Here is a 19171-nt window from a genome sequence, read left to right as displayed (position 1 = left end):
AGGTTCCCCTTCAAAACTGGTGATAGCGGGCTGGCTGAAACCCGGAAGACAGCCAAAAAATTTAGCGGCGCAGTATATCACGCCCATATCAGTCGCGATATAAGCCGGCGCGGTCGATGTAGGTTATCACAGAGGCGGGCAATAAATCGTCGCAGGCGAGGTGCTGATGGCGGCGCTGTCTGATCTCGGTGGCCGATATCGCATAAAGCGGGGTTTCCGCCAGCCAGATCGCCCCGGCAGGACGTTGGTGAAGCTGCTGAGGGTCTTGTGTTACATGGCTGTCCAGCCAGCGCTGCATTGCTGGAGATGCCATCTCCGTCGGATAGCCCGGTCGCTTGCAAACCAAAAGATGGCACAGGCCAAGCAGCTCCTGCCAGCGATGCCATTTTTCCAGCGACAGCAGAGAGTCCTGACCAATAATAAAACCCAGAGGTTGTTCACCCCGTTCGGCACGCAGCGCTTCTAAGGTATCGACCGTCCACGAGGGCGTATCACGTTGTAATTCCCGCGTGTCGATGTCAAAAAGCGGCAAATCGCGAATAGCGCACTCGAGCATGTCAACCCGCTGCTGCGGACTGGCCTCTGGTTGGGGCCGGTGCGGCGGCACATTATTGGGTAGCAGTGTAATCCTCGACAGGCCAATCTGCCCGGCCAGCGTTTCCACCGGGCGCAGATGACCAAAATGCACAGGATCGAAGGTACCGCCAAACAGCGCGTGTAAATCAGACATGGGCGAGGCCTGCAGGGAAAGCCCGATTGGCAATTAACATCGACAGCGTCTGCAACTGCGGCCAGACCGACTGACCGTAATCCTGCTTTAGAGTAAGTTCAATTTGCATCAACAGATGAATGGCCTGCTGAAGCCTGGAGGCGTCCAGGCGCTGAAGTGCTTCCGTAAACAGGTTGCGACGGTTTTGCCAGATACGCTGCTGATCCATTAGCGTGCGCAGCGGCTGTTGCGACTGATGCCGTTGCAGATGCAGCAGGGTCATCAAATCGCGCTGCAGGGTGCGCAGCAATATCGCCACTTCGCTCTCTTCTCTTTCTAACTGCTGCAGGATGTGCAAGGCGCGGCGACTTTTGCCGCCGAGTAGCGCATCCACCCAGTGATAGGGCGTGAAGTGAGCGGCATCGCTGACGGCGGCTTCGACGCGCGGCAGGGTCAGTTTGCCATCGGGCCATTGCAGTGACAGCCGTTCAAGCGCCTGGGCCAGAGCCAGCAGATTACCTTCATAGCAGTAACACAACAGCTGGACGGCCGCATCATCGATATCGAGCTTAAGGATTTTTGCCCGGCTGATAACCCAGCGGGGGAGCTGAGCCTGTTCGGGTGTCTGGCAGGGGACCAGCACGGCATGAGCGGAAAGCGCTTTGAACCAGGCACTGTTTTCCTGGGCTTTACTGAGCTTCGCCATTCGGCAAATCAGCAAAATATCGGCGTGAAGCAGCGGGGCCAGCTTGATCAACTGCTCGGCAATCGCCGCGTTAGGGCCATTTTCCGGGAACTGCAACGTTAACGTTTGACGCTGGGCAAACAGGCTCAGCGACTGGCAGCTCATAAACAGGCTGTCCCAGTCGGTCTGCGCATCCAGTGTAAAACTCAGATGTTCTTCAAAGCCCTGTGCCAGGGCACTGGCCCGAATCGCATCTGCACTTTCCTGCAACAGCAAGGGTTCATTACCGGTTAATAAATAACAGGCGCGCAGCCCCTCACGGAGCTGCGCGCTGAGTTGTTCCGGATAAATCCTGATCATTTCGACATGGATGCCGCAGAGGAAGAGACCCCGGCAGCAGGCTGAACCGCTTTTGAAACCGTCGATGTAGAGGGCATCTGCTGGTTTTCCAACTGCGCGGCGTGCACGGTAAGCAGCTTACGAACCAGCTGTTCGCCAGCGCGCTGACGCATCTCCTGCACAATCATGTCCTGCTCAGCATCTTTCGCCAGCGCCGCGTTCGGGTTATCAAAGAACGAGCGGTAGACGGTTGCGCTGATCGGATAGATCCCTTTATTTGGGATCAGCACCTGAGCAGAAACCGACATCGTCAACTGGTACTCCGCTGTGGTACCGCTGATAAATACGGATGCGGTACTGCGGCTTTGTACTTCTCCACCAAGACGCATCGTCGGGACGGTCAGGCTGTTTTTCTGCGTTGCCTCAACAATATTGACGTTGTTAATCCGCAGCTGCTGGCGCACGGTACGCGTCAGCGGGCCATAAGGGTCACCACTGTCTAAAATCAGCGTTCTCAGTTCGGTTGGCACCTGAGTGGTGCCGCGTGGATGAAAACCACAGCCGGCGGTGATCACCACCGCCAGCATGACAAACAACCTGATAATCGGATGTCGCACAGTTCCTCCTGAACTTAACCCACAACCAGGTTAAGCAGTTTGCCCGGTACATAAATGACTTTACGAATGCTAACACCATCAAGGTATTTCGCCACTAATGGTTCCTCAGCCGCACGAGCCTGAACCTGTTCCTGGGTAGCATCGGCTGCCACGGTAATTTTACCACGGACTTTACCGTTAACCTGCACGACTACCAATAAGGCATCCTCAACCATCGCGGCGTCATCGGCGACCGGCCATTCTGCGTTGTCGATGGTGCCCTGGCCGCCCAGCGTTTGCCACAGTACGAAGCAGGCATGAGGAGTGAACGGATACAGTAAACGCGTCACGGCGAGTAATGCTTCCTGCATCAGTGCACGATCCTGTTCGCTGTCCTGGGGGGCACGCGTTAGCTTGTTCATCAGTTCCATGACGGCGGCAATCGCGGTGTTAAAGGTCTGACGGCGGCCGATATCGTCGGATACTTTGGCAATCGTTTTATGCAAATCGCGACGTAAGCTTTTCTGATCATCGTTCAGGCTGGCAACGTCCAGAGCGACAGTCGCGCCTTTCTGTGAATGATCATAGGCCAGTTTCCAGACGCGCTTGAGGAAGCGGTTCGCGCCTTCAACACCGGATTCCTGCCACTCCAGCGTCATGTCGGCCGGTGAGGCAAACATCATAAACAGACGTACGGTATCGGCGCCGTAGCGCTCAACCATCAACTGTGGATCAATGCCGTTGTTTTTCGACTTCGACATTTTGCTCATGCCTGCGTAGATCACTTCACGGCCCTGCGTGTCCACGGCTTTGGTAATACGGCCTTTCTCATCGCGCTCAACGGTGACGTCCACCGGGGAAACCCAGTTACGTTCGCCGTTAACGCCCAGATAGTAGAATGCATCCGCCAATACCATGCCCTGACACAGCAGACGTTTGGCAGGCTCATTCGAGTTAACCAGACCGGCATCGCGCAGCAGTTTGTGGAAGAAACGGAAATACATCAGGTGCATGATGGCGTGTTCAATACCGCCCACATACTGATCCACCGGCAGCCAGTAGTTCGCTGCAGCCGGGTCCAGCATGCCGTCTTTATAGTCCGCACAGGTGTAGCGCGCGTAATACCATGAAGACTCCATGAAGGTGTCAAAAGTATCGGTTTCGCGCAGGGCCGGCTGACCGTTTACGGTGGTCTTTGCCCACTCGGGATCGGCCTTAATCGGGCTGGTAATGCCGTCCATGACCACATCCTCAGGCAGGATAACCGGAAGCTGATCTTCTGGCGTGGGCATCACGGTGCCATCTTCCAGCGTCACCATTGGAATGGGCGCGCCCCAGTAGCGCTGACGAGAAACGCCCCAGTCGCGTAAGCGATAATTGACTTTACGTACGCCAACGCCTTTCGCTGCCAGCGCATCCGCAATGGCGTTGAAACCGGCGCTGTGATCCAGACCGCTGCACTCGGCGGAGTTAAACAGCGTGCCTTTATCAGTCATCGCAGCAGTGCTTACGTCCGGCTCGCTCCCGTCCAGGTTCAGGATCACTGGCTTGATCGGCAGATCATATTTTATGGCAAATTCCCAGTCACGCTGGTCATGTGCAGGCACCGCCATCACGGCTCCCGTGCCGTATTCCATCAGAACAAAGTTCGCGACCCAGACAGGAACAGCCTCACCTGTTAACGGGTGAACCGCAGACAGGCCAGTGGCCATGCCTTTCTTTTCCATGGTTGCCATATCGGCTTCGGCAACTTTGGTATTGCGGCACTCGGTAATAAAGTCAGCGAGTGCAGGATTGCTGGCAGCCGCCTGCAGCGCCAGCGGATGGCCGGCGGCCACGGCGACATAGGTTGCGCCGTAGAAGGTATCTGGACGCGTGGTATAAACCGTGACTTTCTCAAGGCTGTCCGCGACGTCAAAGGTGATTTCCACCCCTTCAGAGCGGCCGATCCAGTTACGCTGCATGGTTTTAACCTGTTCAGGCCACTCTTCCAGCGTATCCAGATCGTTTAACAACTCTTCGGCGTAATCGGTGATTTTGATAAACCACTGTGGGATCTCTTTACGCTCAACTTTGGTGTCACAGCGCCAGCAGCAGCCGTCAATAACCTGCTCGTTGGCCAGTACCGTCTGGTCGTTCGGACACCAGTTCACTGCCGAGGTTTTTTTGTAAACCAGGCCTTTCTCATAGAGTTTGGTAAAGAACCACTGTTCCCAGCGGTAATACTCTGGCTGACAGGTCGCCAGTTCGCGGCTCCAGTCATAGCCAAAGCCCAGCAGTTTAAGCTGGTTTTTCATATACGCGATGTTGTCATAAGTCCAGGGGCGGGGGCGGTGTTGTTTTTTACCGCCGCGCCTTCCGCAGGCAGACCGAACGCATCCCATCCGATAGGCTGCAGCACGTTTTTGCCGAGCATGCGCTGATAGCGCGCGATGACGTCGCCGATGGTGTAGTTACGAACGTGGCCCATATGAAGGCGGCCAGAAGGATAGGGCAACATGGACAGGCAATAATATTTCTCTTTGCCTTCCTGCTCAGTCACTTTAAACGTTTCGTTTTCATCCCACTGCTGCTGAACGCGGGATTCAATCTCTTCCGGGCGGTATTGCTCTTGCATGGCTGCCTGTGGTCCTTAATAAATGACACTTTGCTGACTTTACGATCCGCATAGCATACCCATAAGGCCGCGCATCAACAACACTTCCCACTTTTGCAGAGGCGATTTATCGTCAAAGCGTCAGTGCTTTCACTCTTTTACCATTCCTTACCATGGGAACCGGGCAAATGTGACAAAGTAGCTAAACTTAGTACAGGTACCGAGCGCAAAAAGGAGAATAAAATGAATAAAGTGGCACAGGAGTATCATGAGTCGTTGGCGGTATTAACCGAACGTCTTCGCCACGGCGATCGCGATCTGGATACGCTGGTAGAAGGCAGACGCCGTCATTTACGTGCGCACTCCGATCTGACGCCGGACGAAATCGATCGGGCGCTGGCATCGGTGCGCCGCGATTTGGCGGAGTTTGGTCGTAATTATGCCGAAGCAGAAGAACCGGTGGCGGACTCGGTCTTTATGCGCGTGATCCGGGAAAGTATCTGGAAAGAACTGGCGGACATCACTGATAAAAGCCAGCTGGAATGGCGGGAAGTCTTTCAGGATTTGCAACACCACGGTGTCTACCAAAGTGGTGAGGTGGTGGGCCTGGGCAACCTGGTCTGCGAAAAATGCCACTTTACCCGCGCGATTTATACGCCGGAAACCCTGTCTCGCTGTCCGGAATGTCACCACGATCAGTTTTATCGTCAGCCTTTTGAGCCTTGAAAGAAGCAGGCGGGCAGGGTGCCCGCCTGTTTTTTAGTGCAGAATTTTTGCCAGGAAATCCTTCGCCCGCTCTGACTGCGGATTATTAAAGAAGTCGTCTTTATTCGTGTCTTCGATAATTTTACCTTCATCCATAAAGATGACCCGGTTGGCTACCTTACGGGCAAAGCCCATTTCATGCGTAACAACCATCATGGTCATGCCTTCCTGCGCCAGTTCCACCATCACGTCCAGAACTTCGTTGATCATTTCAGGATCCAGCGCCGATGTGGGTTCATCGAACAACATGGCAATGGGATCCATGCACAGCGCACGCGCGATGGCGACACGCTGCTGCTGACCGCCAGAGAGCTGACCGGGAAACTTTTCCGCATGGGCAGACAGACCGACGCGAGTCAGAAGCTTGAGGCCTTTATCACGGGCGGCGGTTTTATCACGCTTCAGCACTTTGACCTGCGCCAGTACCAGATTGTCGATAATGCTCAGGTGAGGAAACAGTTCGAAATGCTGAAACACCATGCCGACTTTGCTGCGCAGCGTAGCCAGATTGGTTTTTTTATTGTTTACCTCTGTGCCGTTTACCGTAATGCTGCCCTGCTGAATCGGCTCCAGACCATTGACGGTTTTAATCAGGGTTGATTTGCCGGAACCTGACGGTCCACATACCACCACCACTTCACCGGTCTGAACCTCGGTAGAGCAGTCGGTCAGCACCTGAAATTGACCATACCACTTGGAAACGTTTTTCAGGTTAATCATTTAAACCGTCCTTTTTCTTTTTAGATAGCTGACCAACAGCGACGCGCTCAGGCTGATCACAAAGTAGATCAGACCAGCAAACAAAATCATTTCTACCTGGGTGCCATCACGCTCGCCAATGGTGGAAGCGGTACGGAAGAAGTCAGCCAGACTCAATACATAAACCAGCGAGGTATCCTGAAACAGGACGATGCCCTGCGTCAGTAACAGTGGCACCATGGCGCGAAACGCCTGAGGCAGAATAACCAGCCTCATCGACTGCCACTGCGTCATCCCCAGCGCCAGCGCAGCGCTGGACTGCCCACGCGCGATACTGATAATCCCGGCACGAATGATTTCAGAATAGTAGGCGGCTTCAAACAGGGAAAAGGCCACCATTGCTGAGATCAGGCGGATGTCGGTCTTGGGCGATATCCCCAGTACCTGCTGTAAAAAGCTGGGAACGACCAGATAAAACCACAGCAGCACCATCACCAGCGGCACTGAGCGGAACAGGTTGACATACAGTTTGGCAAACCAACTGACAGGTTTAAAAGTGGACAGGCGCATCACCGCCAGCAGGGTGCCCCACAGGATGCCAAACACAACGGCCGTGAGTGTGATCTTAAAGGTGATCATCAGGCCATTGAACAGATAAGGCAGGCTGGGAGGAATCGAACTCCAGTCAAATGCGTACATTATTTGCCTCCCACGTTGCCAGGCAGACGCACTTTGCGTTCGACCAGGCCCATCAGCACCATAATCACCAGGTTAATTCCCACGTAAGCCAGGGTAATCGCCGTAAAGGATTCGTAGGCGTGCGCGGAATAGTCCAGCAGTTTGCCGGCCTGAGCCGCCATATCCACCAGGCCGATCGTTGAGGCGATAGCCGAGTTTTTCACCAGGTTAAGCATTTCTGACGTCATTGGCGGCACGATCACCCGGTAAGCATTGGGCAACAGCACATAGCGATAGGTTTGGGGCAACGTCAGCCCCATGGCCAGCCCGGCATTCTTTTGTCCACGCGGTAAAGACTGAATGGCTGCACGCACCTGCTCGCATACACGGGCAGCGGTGAACAGTCCCAGACAGACAACAGAGGAGATAAAGAATTGCAGATTGGGATCCAGCTCCGACTTAAACCACATTCCCAGGTCCTGTCCTACCAACTCTGGCGCAACCAGATACCAGAAGAAGAACTGAACAATCAGGGGAATATTACGAAACAGTTCGACATAGCAGGTTCCTATCGTTGATAACAGGCGATTAGGCACAGTACGCAGAATGCCGAAAAATGAACCCACACAGAAAGCAATAATCCAGGCACAACAGGAGACGGCAATCGTCACCTGAAAACCGGACCATAGCCAGCCGAGATAGGTGGTATTACCGAACGGGGCCTGTTCGAGAAATATGCCCCAGTTCCAATCGATACCCATAACGAGCTCCGGTAAAAAAGGGTAGCAGAGCTACCCTGAAGATTGATGAGCGGCTAATTTCGCCTGATTCGGGGGAACGACCCGTTCAGGCTGTCTGTCCACGCCGCGGTTTCAGCAATCGAGAGGGCGACGAAGCCGCCCTTGTTATCGTTGTTAATTCAGTGCCTTGTCATTCGGCGTTTTGAACAGCGTTTTCATGTCGTCAGACAGTTCAAAGTTCATGTTCAGGTTTTTTGGCGGAATAGGCTGTTTAAACCAGGTGTCGAACCATTTCTCTGCCTGACCGGAGGTCTGAGCTTTGGCAATAGTGTCATCGACCAGGGCTTTGAACTGCGGATCCTCTTTACGCAGCATACAGCCATAGGCTTCTTTAGACTGTGGTGTCCCGATGATGACCCAGTCGTCCGGTTTTTTCGCTTTGGCGCGTTCGCCTGCCAGCAGGGCATCATCCATCATAAAGGCCACGGCGCGACCGGTTTCCAGCGTGCGGAATGAATCACCATGGTCTTTGGCGCTGATGATGCGCATATCCATCTTTTTCTCGTCATTCAGTTTGTGCAGCAGCACTTCTGACGTGGTACCCGAGGTCACGACAACGGTTTTACCTTTCAAATCGTCAAAGTCTTTGATTGGGCTGCCTTTCTTAACCAGCAAACGGGTGCCGATAACAAAAATGGTATCGGAGAACGCCGCCTGTTTCTGGCGCTCAAGGTTGTTAGTGGTCGAGCCACACTCGTAATCGTATGTGCCGTTTTGCAGCAGGGGAATACGGTTTTGCGAGGTGATCGGGATCATTTTGATTTGCAGATTGGGCTTATTTAACTTGGCTTTAATGGCTTCGGCGATAGCGTTTGAATACGCCTGAGAATAGCCAACCACTTTTTGCTGGTTATCGTAATAAGAAAAGGGAACTGATGATTCACGGTGCCCGATGACAATGACGCCATTGTCATTGATTTTTTTCAGGGTACCGCTCAGATCTTCCGCCTGGGCCGCTCCCGCTGCTGCGCCTAACAGCAGAAGAGATAATGCCACTTTGCGTAATTGCATGTTCCAACTCCTTAATGTGGAAAGTGCACAGGATCTACCCTGTACTGATTGTGTGATGTTGTGTGTATTTTGCACTGCTTTTTTTGTTATCCCTTCGCGCAACTGCGCTAAGAATATTCACTAACATAGCGGATTGTTAACTCAATGAAACAAAAAAGTTTCTTTTTTGCGATGTCATTCGCACCAAAAAAAGGCAAATAATCGCCATTGCACGTAAAAGGTGCGCATCTGGAATCTTTTTGGTGCGTCTTGTCCGTTAACGGGCCCGAATGTCGATGAATGCAGAAACATTTTGCAATCATCGTGCCAAAACAAAATGACAATGGGGTGAAATAGCCATTTTTACTGCAGAGGTAGAGGTAGAGGTAGAGGTAGAGGTAGAGGTAGAGGTAGAGGTAGAGGTAGAGGTAGAGGTAGAGGTAGAGGTAGAGGTAGAGGTAGAGGTAGAGGTAGAGGTAGAGGTAGAAGCAGAGGCAGAGGGAGAGGCAGAGGCAGACAGAAGAAGAGGCGGCGAAACAGCGCTTCGCCGCAGAGTTTTAGCGGTTACGCCTGATAAAGGCAATAGCGCCGCTCAGTAGCGCGGCTAACCACACCGGCCAGATGCCGGCTTTAGAATAGGGTGTTTCACCCCGGGTAGGCGTCACATTATCCACTAATACATCCCGGGTGAACTGGGGTAGCACTTTCTCCACATCGCCATCGGCATTCACCACGGCCGTTACGCCGTTATTCGTGCCGCGCAGCAGTGGCCTGCCCAGTTCCAGCGCTCGCATACGCGCCATCTGGAAATGCTGCCAGGGGCCAATCGAGTGACCAAACCAAGCGTCGTTAGAAACGGTTAACAGGAAGTTGGTGTCCGGGCGGAAGTTGGCGCGCACCTGTTCACCCAACACAATCTCATAGCAAATGGCCGTGGTCAGATGATAATTGGCCACATTAAGCTGAGGTTGCAGATAAGCACCGCGGCTAAAGGCGGACATCGGTAAATCAAAGAAAGGGGCCAGTGGACGCAGCAGATCGGCCATAGGCACAAATTCACCGAACGGCACGAGATGATTTTTCTGGTAGCGGTTGGTGCTGAAGTAGTTATAGGGCTTCGGTCCGCCCAGCACGATCACGGTATTGTAATCATGATAACGATTCTGCTCTAAACGTGAATCCACGATGCCGGTGACCAGCGAGCTTCCGCGCGCGCGCAGTTCATTATCCAGCGAACGCAGGAAAGGCTGCTGATTGCTTTCCAGATCGGTAATCGCCGATTCAGGCCAGATAATGATGGGGGCTTTGCCCATCAGCGGCTGACTCAAATCGCTGTAGATGCGCAGGGTATTAAGCAGCTGCTGCGGATCCCACTTCATTGACTGGGGAATATCACCCTGTACCAGCGCTACGTTGACCGCCTGCTTCGGCAGCGCCTGATACCAGTGCAGATAGCGCAACGGCCAGCACACGGCCAGTAACGCCAACGCGCCCAGCAGGCTTTTAAGATGGCGTTGCTGAACGGCGTAAACCAGCAAGCCTGCAACGATCATCAGCAGGAAGGTGATGCTTTCCACTCCGGCCAGAGGCGCAATACCTTTTAATGGGCCGTCAATCTGGCTGTAGCCAAACTGCAACCATGGAAAGCCGGTTAATATCCAGCCGCGCAGAAATTCCGTGATCTGCCACAGTGCCGGGGCGGCCAGTGCCAGTCGCCACAGGGTGGTTCGCGGCCAAATACGGTTGAGCAGTCCGGCAAACAGCGCCGGATAAACGGCCAGATAGGCGGCGAGCAAAACGACCAGGAATACGTTAACCGGGCCTGGCATTCCGCCAAAGGTCGCGATACTGACATAGACCCAGTTAATCCCGCTGCCAAACAGGCCAAACCCCCAGGTGAAACCAATGGCGCTGGCCTGCGGGCTGGTGCGGTTTAACGTAAGGATTTGCAACCCACACAGCGAGACAAGGGCGGCAGGCCAGAAATCATAAGGGGAAAAGGCCAGCGTGCCGCAAGCGCCGCTGAGTAAAGCCAGCAGCAGACGGACCCGCTGCTGCTGGTAAAAGGAGGCTAATGCCATAGATTTATTCGTCATCCAGTTGAGGTTGCGCCGAATTTTCCGGAATTTTTACGTGAACCTGGATGATACGACGGCTGTCAGCCATGGCAACTTTGAACTGGTAACCATCAATGTCGATGCTTTCGCCGCGCGCCGGCAGGTGACCAAAGCCCTGCATCACCAGTCCACCGATGGTATCCACTTCGTCATCGCTGAACTGGGTGCCAAATACCTCGTTGAAATCTTCAATCGGGGTAAGTGCGCGAACGGTATAAGTCTGACGGTTGAGCTGGCGGATATCACGATCTTCTTCATCGTCATATTCGTCTTCAATTTCGCCCACGATCAGTTCCAGAATATCTTCAATCGTGACCAGTCCGGACACGCCACCAAACTCATCGATCACAATCGCCATATGATAGCGTTGGGAGCGAAACTCTTTCAGCATGCGGTCAACGCGCTTGCTCTCAGGAACCACGACAGCCGGACGCAGAACCTTTTCCACACTGAAAGGCTCAGATTCGCTGCTCATAAACGGCAGCAGATCTTTTGCCATCAGGATCCCTTCAACGTGGTCTTTGTCTTCGCTGATGACCGGAAAGCGGGAGTGTGCTGAATCGATAATCACGCTGAGGCACTCTTCCAGGTTCTGATTACGTCTCAGCGTAATCATCTGGGAGCGGGGGATCATGATGTCACGCACGCGCTGTTCTGCAATATCCAGCACGCCCTCGAGCATGTCCCGGGTATCCTGATCAATCAGATCTTTTTGATTGGAGTCACGGATCAGGCCCAGTAGCTCGTCACGGTTTTTAGGTTCACCGTGGAACAGTTGGTTGATGAGAAGGGAAAAAAATCCCTTTTTACTACTGGGTGCATCGCTGTTTTGAGAATGGTCGTCGCTCATGGCGGTTTTTAAAGATCTCTCTGGTAAGGAAATTACGCTGCCGGCCTGTTTACCAGCAGCAGGGTGGCCTGAATCGGATACTCAGGTGTTTTCTTTCTCCGAAATGTACGGATCAGGATAACCAAGAGCAAGCATTATCTCTGTCTCAATACCTTCCATCTCTTCGGCTTCACTGTCTTCAATGTGATCATAACCCAACAGATGCAGCGTGCCATGGATCACCATGTGCGCCCAGTGAGCTTCTGGGGTTTTTCCCTGCTCCAGCGCTTCCTGCTCAACGACCTGACGACAAATGATCAGATCGCCTAACAGCGGTAATTCAATGCCGGGCGGGGCTTCAAAGGGAAATGACAGCACATTGGTCGGTTTATCTTTGCCCCGATAGGTCAGATTAAGTTCATGACTTTCAGATTCATCCACCAGACGAATGGTCACTTCACTTTCTGGCTGGAAGGGCGTTACCGCCGCTTCCAGCCAGCGTTGAAACTGGCTTTCAGTCGGTAAATTATCAGTCTGCTCGCAGGCCAGCTGCAGATCGAGGATCACGTCGCTCATGAATTCTCCTGGGCGCTGTGCTGAGCCGCAAGGGCATCACGTTTACGCTCTTCCGCTTGCTGATCGCGGCGTTTTTGATCGGCTTCTTCCCAGGCTTCATAAGCGGTCACAATACGTGCCACTACGGGATGACGCACAACGTCTTCGCTGTGGAAGAAGTTGAAGCTGATCTCTTCCACTTCAGACAGCACCTCAATGGCATGACGTAACCCGGATTTCGTGTGGCGCGGCAGGTCAATCTGCGTCACGTCACCGGTGATGACCGCTTTAGAGTTAAAGCCAATACGGGTCAGAAACATCTTCATCTGCTCGATAGTGGTGTTCTGACTTTCATCAAGAATAATGAAGGCGTCATTGAGCGTACGGCCGCGCATGTAGGCCAGCGGGGCCACTTCAATGACATTGCGCTCCATGAGTTTCTCGACTTTTTCGAATCCCAACATCTCAAACAGGGCGTCATAAAGTGGGCGCAGATACGGGTCCACTTTCTGACTCAGGTCGCCCGGCAGAAAGCCCAGTTTTTCCCCCGCTTCGACCGCGGGACGCGTCAGCAGAATACGTCGAATCTCCTGACGCTCCAGCGCATCGACCGCTGCGGCCACGGCCAGATAGGTTTTACCCGTACCGGCCGGACCCACGCCAAAGGTGATGTCATGGTCGAGAACATTTGCAATGTACTGTGCCTGATTCGGCGTACGTGGCTTAATGACGCCACGTTTGGTCTTAATGTTGACCGCCTTGCCATAGTCCGGCACGCTTTCCGCCGTTTGTTCCAGCACCCGGCTTTCTTTAATCGCCAGGTGAATCTGTTCTGGCTCAATATCCGGGATTTCCCCGCGCACTGGGGCAGTATCGACATAGAGCGTTTTCAGGATATCAACCGCGGCATTCACACACAGCACCCGACCTACCAGCTTAAACTGGTTATCACGGCGATTAATCTCAATGCCCAGACGACGTTCCAGCTGTTTCACATTATCGTCAAACGGACCACACAGGCTCATCAGACGGCGGTTATCAGCCGGTTCAAGGGCGATTTCACGGGTTTCAATATTCAAACGAATCCTTTGGGTCACTCAGGGCCAGTTGAAAGAGTTTGCTGCTGCATCAGACGCGTTAAGCGGATGCATCGTAACGAAATTATTTATGCGGTAGCGCCGGGGCGCAAGCTTGTGAAGTGATATTTGGGCGGCACTGGCATAAACCAAGTGCAAAACAGCAGAATGTGCGGCGGCAAATGCCGGGCCGCCGCACAAAACAAAGCATCAGGGCTGGAATACGCCAACGCCGATGTCGTTTTCCTTGCGGGTACGGGCGATAACGGACGCCGGGCTTTCTGCCACACGCAGGCCCAGTTCCTCTTCTGTACGAACCAGCTTGCCGCGCAGTGAGTTGGTATAAACGTCCACGATTTCCACGTCGGCAAATTTACCAATCATCTCCACGGGCCCTTCAAAGTTGACCACACGGTTGTTTTCAGTGCGGCCAGTCAGCTCCATCACGTTTTTACGTGAGATGCCCTCGACCAGGATGCGCTGCACGCTGCCCATCATACGACGGCTGATGGCCATCGCCTGCTGATTGATACGTTCCTGCAGAATATAGAGACGCTGTTTCTTCTCGTCTTCGCTGACGTCGTCAGGCAGGTCTGCCGCCGGTGTACCGGGACGCGCGGAGTAGATAAAGCTGTAGCTCATATCGAAGTTGATATCGCCAATCAGCTTCATGGTCTGTTCAAAGTCCTGCTGGGTTTCCCCAGGGAAGCCAATGATAAAGTCAGAGCTGATTTCAATATCCGGACGCGCCGCACGCAGTTTGCGAATGATGGCCTTGTATTCCAGCGCGGTATGCGCACGCTTCATCAGCGTCAGGATACGGTCGGCACCGCTCTGTACGGGCAGATGCAGGAAGCTCACCAACTCTGGCGTATCGCGGTAGACCTCAATGATGTCATCAGTGAATTCAATCGGGTGGCTGGTGGTGAAACGAATGCGGTCAATGCCGTCGATGGCCGCGACCAGACGCAACAGCTCAGCAAACGTGCAAACGTCACCGTCGAAGGTCGCGCCGCGATAGGCGTTGACGTTCTGACCCAGCAGGTTGACCTCACGAACCCCCTGTGCAGCCAGTTGGGCGATCTCCAGCAGAATATCATCTGAGGGACGGCTGACTTCCTCGCCGCGGGTATAAGGCACCACGCAGAACGTACAGTATTTGTTGCAGCCTTCCATGATGGAGACAAACGCGGTTGGGCCTTCGGCACGAGGTTCAGGCAGTCGGTCAAACTTTTCGATTTCCGGGAAGCTGATATCCACAACCGGACTTTTGCTGCCGCGCACGGTGTTGATCATTTCGGGCAGACGGTGCAGGGTTTGCGGACCAAAGACGATGTCCACGCATGGCGCACGCTGGCGAATATGATCGCCTTCCTGTGACGCGACGCAGCCGCCAACACCGATAATCAAATCCGGGTTGCGCTCTTTAAGTTTTTTCCAGCGCCCCAACTGGTGGAAGACCTTCTCCTGCGCTTTCTCGCGGATAGAGCAGGTGTTGAGCAGCAGAATATCCGCCTCTTCGGCTTCCTCTGTCAGGGTATAGCCGTGCGTGCTGTTCAGTAGGTCAGACATCTTAGATGAATCGTACTCATTCATCTGACATCCCCAGGTTTTGATATGCAGTTTTTTTGTCATCGAGCTAGCCATTAAATCAGTGCAGTGAAGTGCTGGGGGCGTATTGTAATGCTTTGCTGCGGATGTGACCAGCCTGAGGGCTTTTCTGATCGTGCCTCATTTTTCCGGTACACTTTGCAGGAATACCACCGCACTGAAAAGTGGCGGTCAAAGAGAGGGATAAAAGTGATGCAGGATAACCGGTTTGATGTGGTGATAGTGGGCGGTGGCATGGTCGGCGCCGCGCTGGCATGTGGTCTGACGCAGCACCAGTTTCGTGTGGCGGTTGTTGAGCGGGCAACGCCACCGCCTTTTGACCCACACAGCCTGCCCGATGTGCGTATTTCCGCGGTCGGATCCTCTTCCGTGGCACTCCTGAAACAGCTCAACGTCTGGCAACGTGTTGAGGCGATGCGCTGTGCGCCTTATCGCAAACTTGAAACCTGGGAGTGGCAAACGGCGCAGGTCAATTTCGACGCCGAATCGCTGGGGCTGCCGGAACTCGGTTACATGGTTGAAAATAATGTGTTGCAACGTGCCCTATGGGAGGAGATGGAACAGCGCGGCATCACCCTGCTGTGCCCGGCGACGATGGACGATCTCCAGCCCTGCAATGGCGGCTGGACGCTGTCGTTAAGCAACGGCACTGCCGTCACCGCAACACTCGTCGTGGGTGCAGACGGCGCGAATTCACAGGTACGCCAGATGGCGGGGATTGGCATTCATGGCTGGCACTATGCGCAATCCTGTTTGTTGATCAGCGTTACCTGTGAACATCCCGCTGGCGATGCCACCTGGCAGCATTTTACGCCGCAGGGGCCACGTGCGTTTCTGCCGCTGTTTGGCAACCATGCCTCTCTGGTGTGGTACGACTCCGCAGCACGCATTCGTCAGCTGCAGGCCATGCCGATGCCGCAGCTGGAAAAAGAGATTGCCCGGCATTTCCCGGCACGGCTGGGGCGTTTTCATGCTCATGCGGCAGGGGGATTCCCATTGGTCCGCCGTCATGCCTCGCGCTATGTTATGCCAGGGCTGGCGCTGGTGGGGGATGCCGCGCACACCATTAATCCTCTGGCGGGGCAGGGTGTCAATCTGGGCTATCGGGACATCGACGCACTGATGGACGTATTAATTGAGGCGCGCGATAAAGCAGAAGACTGGTCATCGGAACGCATACTGCTGCGCTATCAACGCCAGCGCCGTAACGATAACCTGCTGATGCAGAGTGGCATGGATCTGTTCTATTTTACCTTTAGCAACCGGGTTGGGCCGCTAAAGCTGATACGTAATCTGGGGTTGATTGCCGCCGAACGTTCGGGCGTGCTGAAGCGTCAGGTACTGCGCTATGCATTAGGATTATAAGCCTCAGCCACGCGTTGCACTGACGTGATGCGTGGCCTGTCGCCGGAAGGCAAAAACAACAAAGCCCGCAGAAGCGGGCTTTGTTGCTTAATTTGGCTGGGGTGCAGGGATTCGAACCCCGGAATGCTGGTATCAGAAACCAGTGCCTTACCGCTTGGCGACACCCCAATGGTGTCAAATCAAATTGTCTAAAAATGGCTGGGGTGCAGGGATTCGAACCCCGGAATGCTGGTATCAGAAACCAGTGCCTTACCGCTTGGCGACACCCCAAGAAAATGGTGGCTACGACGGGAATCGAACCTGTGACCCCAGCATTATGAGTGCTGTGCTCTAACCAGCTGAGCTACGTAGCCAAATTGTATTGCCTTTCGATGATGGCTGGGATACCTGGATTCGAACCAGGGAATGCCGGTATCAAAAACCGGTGCCTTACCGCTTGGCGATATCCCATTCGTCCACTCGCAGCCGCGAGATACATCGAAATTGGCTGGGGTACCTGGATTCGAACCAGGGAATGCCGGTATCAAAAACCGGTGCCTTACCGCTTGGCGATACCCCATCCATGCTGCCGAATCATGAAATGGTGCGGGAGGCGAGACTTGAACTCGCACACCTTGCGGCGCCAGAACCTAAATCTGGTGCGTCTACCAATTTCGCCACTCCCGCAGAAAAAAGATGGTGGCTACGACGGGAATCGAACCTGTGACCCCAGCATTATGAGTGCTGTGCTCTAACCAGCTGAGCTACGTAGCCATCTTTTTTTCGCGCAACCTTCATCGGCGTTGCGGGGCGCATTATGCGGAGTTGACTACACAGCGTCAACAAGTTTTTTGCCGTTTTTTGCCTTCAAACGCCTGTTTGTCTGGCTTATAACCAGGGTGATGCTTTATTCGGCAATTTTTCAGTGAATACAACGGCAATAACAAAAAAGATGGGCCGTATACGGCCCATATTGTCACTCAGTATAGCACTTATTTGTAGGCAGACTGGTGAACGCCTACGGCACGTCCTGACGGGTCATCCATGTTTTTGAAGGCTTCGTCCCACTCGATGGCTTTTGCCGATGAACAGGCAACAGACGGCCCGCCGGGTACGCACTCGGCAGCACTCGGCAGTGGGAAGAGTTCTTCAAAGATTTCACGGTACAGGTACGCTTCTTTCGAACCCGGCGTGTTATACGGGAAACGGAAGTGCGCCGTCGCCAGTTGCTGATCGCTGATTTGTTTGGCCGCGACCTCTTTCAGTGTGTCAATCCAGCTGTAGCCCACGCCGTCAGAGAACTGCTCTTTCTGGCGCCAGGCCACGCTTTCAGGCAGGTAAGAGGAGAAGCATTCACGCAGAATGTGTTTTTCCATTTTACCGTTGCTGCCGCACATCTTGTCTTTTGGGTTGATACGCATGGCGACATCCAGGAATTTCTTATCCAGGAACGGCACGCGCGCTTCAACGCCCCAGGCAGACATCGCTTTGTTGGCGCGTGCGCAGTCAAACATGTGCAGGGCCAGCAGTTTGCGAACGTTTTCCTCATGAAATTCTTTCGCGTTCGGTGCCTTATGGAAATACAGATAACCACCAAAGACTTCGTCAGCCCCTTCGCCCGACAGCACCATTTTGATGCCCATGGCTTTAATCTTACGCGACATCAGGTACATCGGCGTAGAGGCGCGAATCGTGGTCACATCATAGGTTTCAATGTGGTAGATCACGTCACGAATCGCATCCAGGCCTTCCTGCACCGTGAAGTGAATTTCGTGGTGCACCGTACCCAGATGCTCTGCCACCAGTTTGGCCGCTTTCAGATCCGGTGATCCTTCCAGACCGACCGCGAACGAGTGCAGCTGTGGCCACCAGGCGTCACTTTTATCCTGATCTTCCACGCGTTTGGCCGCGAAACGTTTGGTTATTGCTGAAATAATTGACGAGTCCAGACCACCAGACAGCAGCACGCCATAGGGAACATCGGACATCAGGTGGCTTTTTACTGACTCTTCCAGCGCATGTTTCAGTTCTGTAGCGTCGGTCACGTTGTTCTCAACGTTCTGGTATTCCATCCAGTCACGCTGCCAGTAACGACGAATTTCACCGTCGGTGCTGGAAAGGTAGCTTCCCGGCGGGAATTCTTTGATTGAACGGCATACCGGCACCAGCGCTTTCATTTCTGAAGCAACAAACAGGTTACCGTGCTCATCGTTGCCCATATACAGCGGGATGATACCGATATGGTCACGGCCAATCAGGTAGGTGCCTTTAACGCTGTCATAGAGGATGAAGGCAAACATGCCTTCCAGTTCGTCAAGAAAATCGACACCTTTCTCCTGGTACAGCGCCAGAATGACTTCGCAGTCAGAACCGGTCTGAAACGCGTAGCGATCGCTTAATTTTGCGCGCAGGGCCTGATGGTTGTAGATCTCACCATTGACGGCCAGTACGTGGGTGTGGTCAGCGTTATACAGCGGCTGTGCACCGTTGTTCACGTCGACAATTGAGAGGCGCTCATGAGCAAGAATGGCGTGGTCATCGGCGTAAACGCCTGACCAGTCCGGCCCACGGTGACGCATCAGACGTGAGCTTTCCAATGCTTTTTTACGTAACTCAACGGGATCGCTTTTCAGATCCAGCACACCAAAAATAGAACACATATCTGACTCCTGAACTCACCTGCGGCGATGTAATTTTACGTTTGTCCGGCAGCCTGTTGCTGCGTGATGTATAAGAAAATGCGTTATTTACGGTCCCCAATGCAAGAGGAATCGTATTTTGC

Annotated in this window: 15 protein-coding genes, 7 tRNA genes and 1 pseudogene; 2 read left to right on the top strand and 21 right to left on the bottom strand. The window is 53.7% G+C overall.

The features are described from left to right. Positions 1–88: 88 nt before the first annotated feature. The 4 genes and pseudogenes from nadD to leuS all read right to left on the bottom strand — a co-directional run bounded on the left by nadD (position 89) and on the right by leuS (position 4946). Positions 89–730, bottom strand: a complete 642-nt coding sequence (nadD, locus tag GKC68_RS16120) for a nicotinate-nucleotide adenylyltransferase (RefSeq protein ID WP_058705984.1) — start codon at positions 728–730, stop codon at positions 89–91. Further along, on the bottom strand, positions 723–1754 hold the full coding sequence (holA, locus tag GKC68_RS16115; protein WP_342656328.1) for a DNA polymerase III subunit delta: 1032 nt from the start codon (positions 1752–1754) through the stop codon (positions 723–725). The genes nadD and holA overlap by 8 nt, the downstream gene beginning before the upstream one ends. Next, positions 1751–2350: an LPS assembly lipoprotein LptE gene (lptE, locus tag GKC68_RS16110; RefSeq protein WP_047714596.1), complete on the bottom strand. Its 600-nt coding sequence runs from the start codon at positions 2348–2350 to the stop codon at positions 1751–1753. Before lptE ends, holA begins: the two co-directional genes overlap by 4 nt. A gap of 14 nt (positions 2351–2364) precedes the next feature. Continuing rightward, a pseudogene (leuS, locus tag GKC68_RS16105) lies at positions 2365–4946 on the bottom strand (leucine--tRNA ligase). Between the two features lie 222 nt (positions 4947–5168). On the opposite strand from leuS, the gene GKC68_RS16100 reads away from it, so the two are divergent. After that, positions 5169–5651, top strand: coding sequence for a zinc ribbon-containing protein (locus tag GKC68_RS16100; RefSeq protein WP_028723864.1), 483 nt, complete (start codon positions 5169–5171; stop codon positions 5649–5651). A 33-nt stretch (positions 5652–5684) separates the two neighbouring features. On the opposite strand, the gene GKC68_RS16095 is transcribed toward GKC68_RS16100, so the two are convergent. The 9 genes from GKC68_RS16095 to miaB form a co-directional block, all read right to left on the bottom strand. Continuing rightward, positions 5685–6410: an amino acid ABC transporter ATP-binding protein gene (locus tag GKC68_RS16095; protein ID WP_014593170.1), complete on the bottom strand. Its 726-nt coding sequence runs from the start codon at positions 6408–6410 to the stop codon at positions 5685–5687. Then, complete coding sequence (gene gltK, locus GKC68_RS16090) at positions 6411–7088, bottom strand: glutamate/aspartate ABC transporter permease GltK (RefSeq protein ID WP_342656327.1); 678 nt, start codon at positions 7086–7088, stop codon at positions 6411–6413. Continuing rightward, on the bottom strand, positions 7088–7828 hold the full coding sequence (locus GKC68_RS16085) for an amino acid ABC transporter permease (RefSeq protein WP_028723863.1): 741 nt from the start codon (positions 7826–7828) through the stop codon (positions 7088–7090). Before GKC68_RS16085 ends, gltK begins: the two co-directional genes overlap by 1 nt. A gap of 153 nt (positions 7829–7981) precedes the next feature. After that, positions 7982–8878 (bottom strand): amino acid ABC transporter substrate-binding protein, encoded by an 897-nt coding sequence (locus GKC68_RS16080; protein ID WP_028723862.1) that lies wholly within the window; start codon positions 8876–8878, stop codon positions 7982–7984. A gap of 536 nt (positions 8879–9414) precedes the next feature. Then, entirely contained in the window at positions 9415–10938 is a 1524-nt protein-coding gene (gene lnt / locus GKC68_RS16075; protein ID WP_028723861.1) for an apolipoprotein N-acyltransferase, read from the bottom strand. A gap of 4 nt (positions 10939–10942) precedes the next feature. After that, positions 10943–11824, bottom strand: coding sequence for a CNNM family magnesium/cobalt transport protein CorC (gene corC / locus GKC68_RS16070; protein ID WP_028723860.1), 882 nt, complete (start codon positions 11822–11824; stop codon positions 10943–10945). 81 nt (positions 11825–11905) lie between these two features. After that, positions 11906–12379: an rRNA maturation RNase YbeY gene (ybeY, locus tag GKC68_RS16065; RefSeq protein WP_342656326.1), complete on the bottom strand. Its 474-nt coding sequence runs from the start codon at positions 12377–12379 to the stop codon at positions 11906–11908. Next, a complete protein-coding gene (locus GKC68_RS16060) occupies positions 12376–13437 on the bottom strand; it encodes a PhoH family protein (RefSeq protein WP_014606308.1) in 1062 nt (353 codons plus the stop codon). Before GKC68_RS16060 ends, ybeY begins: the two co-directional genes overlap by 4 nt. A gap of 207 nt (positions 13438–13644) precedes the next feature. After that, positions 13645–15069 (bottom strand): tRNA (N6-isopentenyl adenosine(37)-C2)-methylthiotransferase MiaB, encoded by a 1425-nt coding sequence (gene miaB / locus GKC68_RS16055; protein ID WP_014606307.1) that lies wholly within the window; start codon positions 15067–15069, stop codon positions 13645–13647. Positions 15070–15237: 168 nt separating this feature from the next. Here miaB and ubiF point away from each other — a divergent pair, with 168 nt between their 5' ends. After that, positions 15238–16410, top strand: coding sequence for a 3-demethoxyubiquinol 3-hydroxylase (gene ubiF, locus GKC68_RS16050; protein ID WP_342656903.1), 1173 nt, complete (start codon positions 15238–15240; stop codon positions 16408–16410). A gap of 93 nt (positions 16411–16503) precedes the next feature. Here ubiF and GKC68_RS16045 read toward each other — a convergent pair. From GKC68_RS16045 to asnB, 8 genes are all read right to left on the bottom strand, one after another. Continuing rightward, a tRNA-Gln gene (locus GKC68_RS16045) sits at positions 16504–16578 on the bottom strand. Between the two features lie 27 nt (positions 16579–16605). After that, a tRNA-Gln gene (locus GKC68_RS16040) sits at positions 16606–16680 on the bottom strand. 6 nt (positions 16681–16686) lie between these two features. Then, a tRNA-Met gene (locus tag GKC68_RS16035) sits at positions 16687–16763 on the bottom strand. Between the two features lie 22 nt (positions 16764–16785). Continuing rightward, positions 16786–16860: transfer RNA gene (locus GKC68_RS16030), tRNA-Gln, on the bottom strand. Positions 16861–16894: 34 nt separating this feature from the next. Beyond that, positions 16895–16969, bottom strand: a tRNA-Gln gene (locus GKC68_RS16025). Between the two features lie 22 nt (positions 16970–16991). Next, positions 16992–17076 (bottom strand) — tRNA-Leu (locus tag GKC68_RS16020). Positions 17077–17086: 10 nt separating this feature from the next. Further along, a tRNA-Met gene (locus GKC68_RS16015) sits at positions 17087–17163 on the bottom strand. Between the two features lie 218 nt (positions 17164–17381). Next, a complete protein-coding gene (asnB, locus tag GKC68_RS16010) occupies positions 17382–19049 on the bottom strand; it encodes an asparagine synthase B (RefSeq protein ID WP_221611149.1) in 1668 nt (555 codons plus the stop codon). Positions 19050–19171 lie beyond the last annotated feature (122 nt).

Origin of the sequence: Pantoea sp. RSPAM1, assembly GCF_038816185.1 — a bacterium.
Lineage (GTDB): Bacteria > Pseudomonadota > Gammaproteobacteria > Enterobacterales > Enterobacteriaceae > Pantoea > Pantoea ananatis.
The sequence above is the reverse complement of the archived record's forward strand: the minus strand, read 5'-3'. Positions and strand labels throughout refer to the sequence as shown.

Bases quoted from the DNA above. Each gene is read 5' to 3' on its own strand.
- nadD (WP_058705984.1), bottom strand. From the start codon at position 730: ATGTCTGATTTACACGCGCTGTTTGGCGGTACCTTCGATCCTGTGCAT.
- holA (WP_342656328.1), bottom strand. From the start codon at position 1,754: ATGATCAGGATTTATCCGGAACAACTCAGCGCGCAGCTCCGTGAGGGG.
- GKC68_RS16100 (WP_028723864.1), top strand. From the start codon at position 5,169: ATGAATAAAGTGGCACAGGAGTATCATGAGTCGTTGGCGGTATTAACC.
- GKC68_RS16095 (WP_014593170.1), bottom strand. From the start codon at position 6,410: ATGATTAACCTGAAAAACGTTTCCAAGTGGTATGGTCAATTTCAGGTG.
- gltK (WP_342656327.1), bottom strand. From the start codon at position 7,088: ATGTACGCATTTGACTGGAGTTCGATTCCTCCCAGCCTGCCTTATCTG.
- GKC68_RS16085 (WP_028723863.1), bottom strand. From the start codon at position 7,828: ATGGGTATCGATTGGAACTGGGGCATATTTCTCGAACAGGCCCCGTTC.
- GKC68_RS16080 (WP_028723862.1), bottom strand. From the start codon at position 8,878: ATGCAATTACGCAAAGTGGCATTATCTCTTCTGCTGTTAGGCGCAGCA.
- lnt (WP_028723861.1), bottom strand. From the start codon at position 10,938: ATGGCATTAGCCTCCTTTTACCAGCAGCAGCGGGTCCGTCTGCTGCTG.
- corC (WP_028723860.1), bottom strand. From the start codon at position 11,824: ATGAGCGACGACCATTCTCAAAACAGCGATGCACCCAGTAGTAAAAAG.
- ybeY (WP_342656326.1), bottom strand. From the start codon at position 12,379: ATGAGCGACGTGATCCTCGATCTGCAGCTGGCCTGCGAGCAGACTGAT.
- miaB (WP_014606307.1), bottom strand. From the start codon at position 15,069: ATGACAAAAAAACTGCATATCAAAACCTGGGGATGTCAGATGAATGAG.
- ubiF (WP_342656903.1), top strand. From the start codon at position 15,238: ATGCAGGATAACCGGTTTGATGTGGTGATAGTGGGCGGTGGCATGGTC.
- asnB (WP_221611149.1), bottom strand. From the start codon at position 19,049: ATGTGTTCTATTTTTGGTGTGCTGGATCTGAAAAGCGATCCCGTTGAG.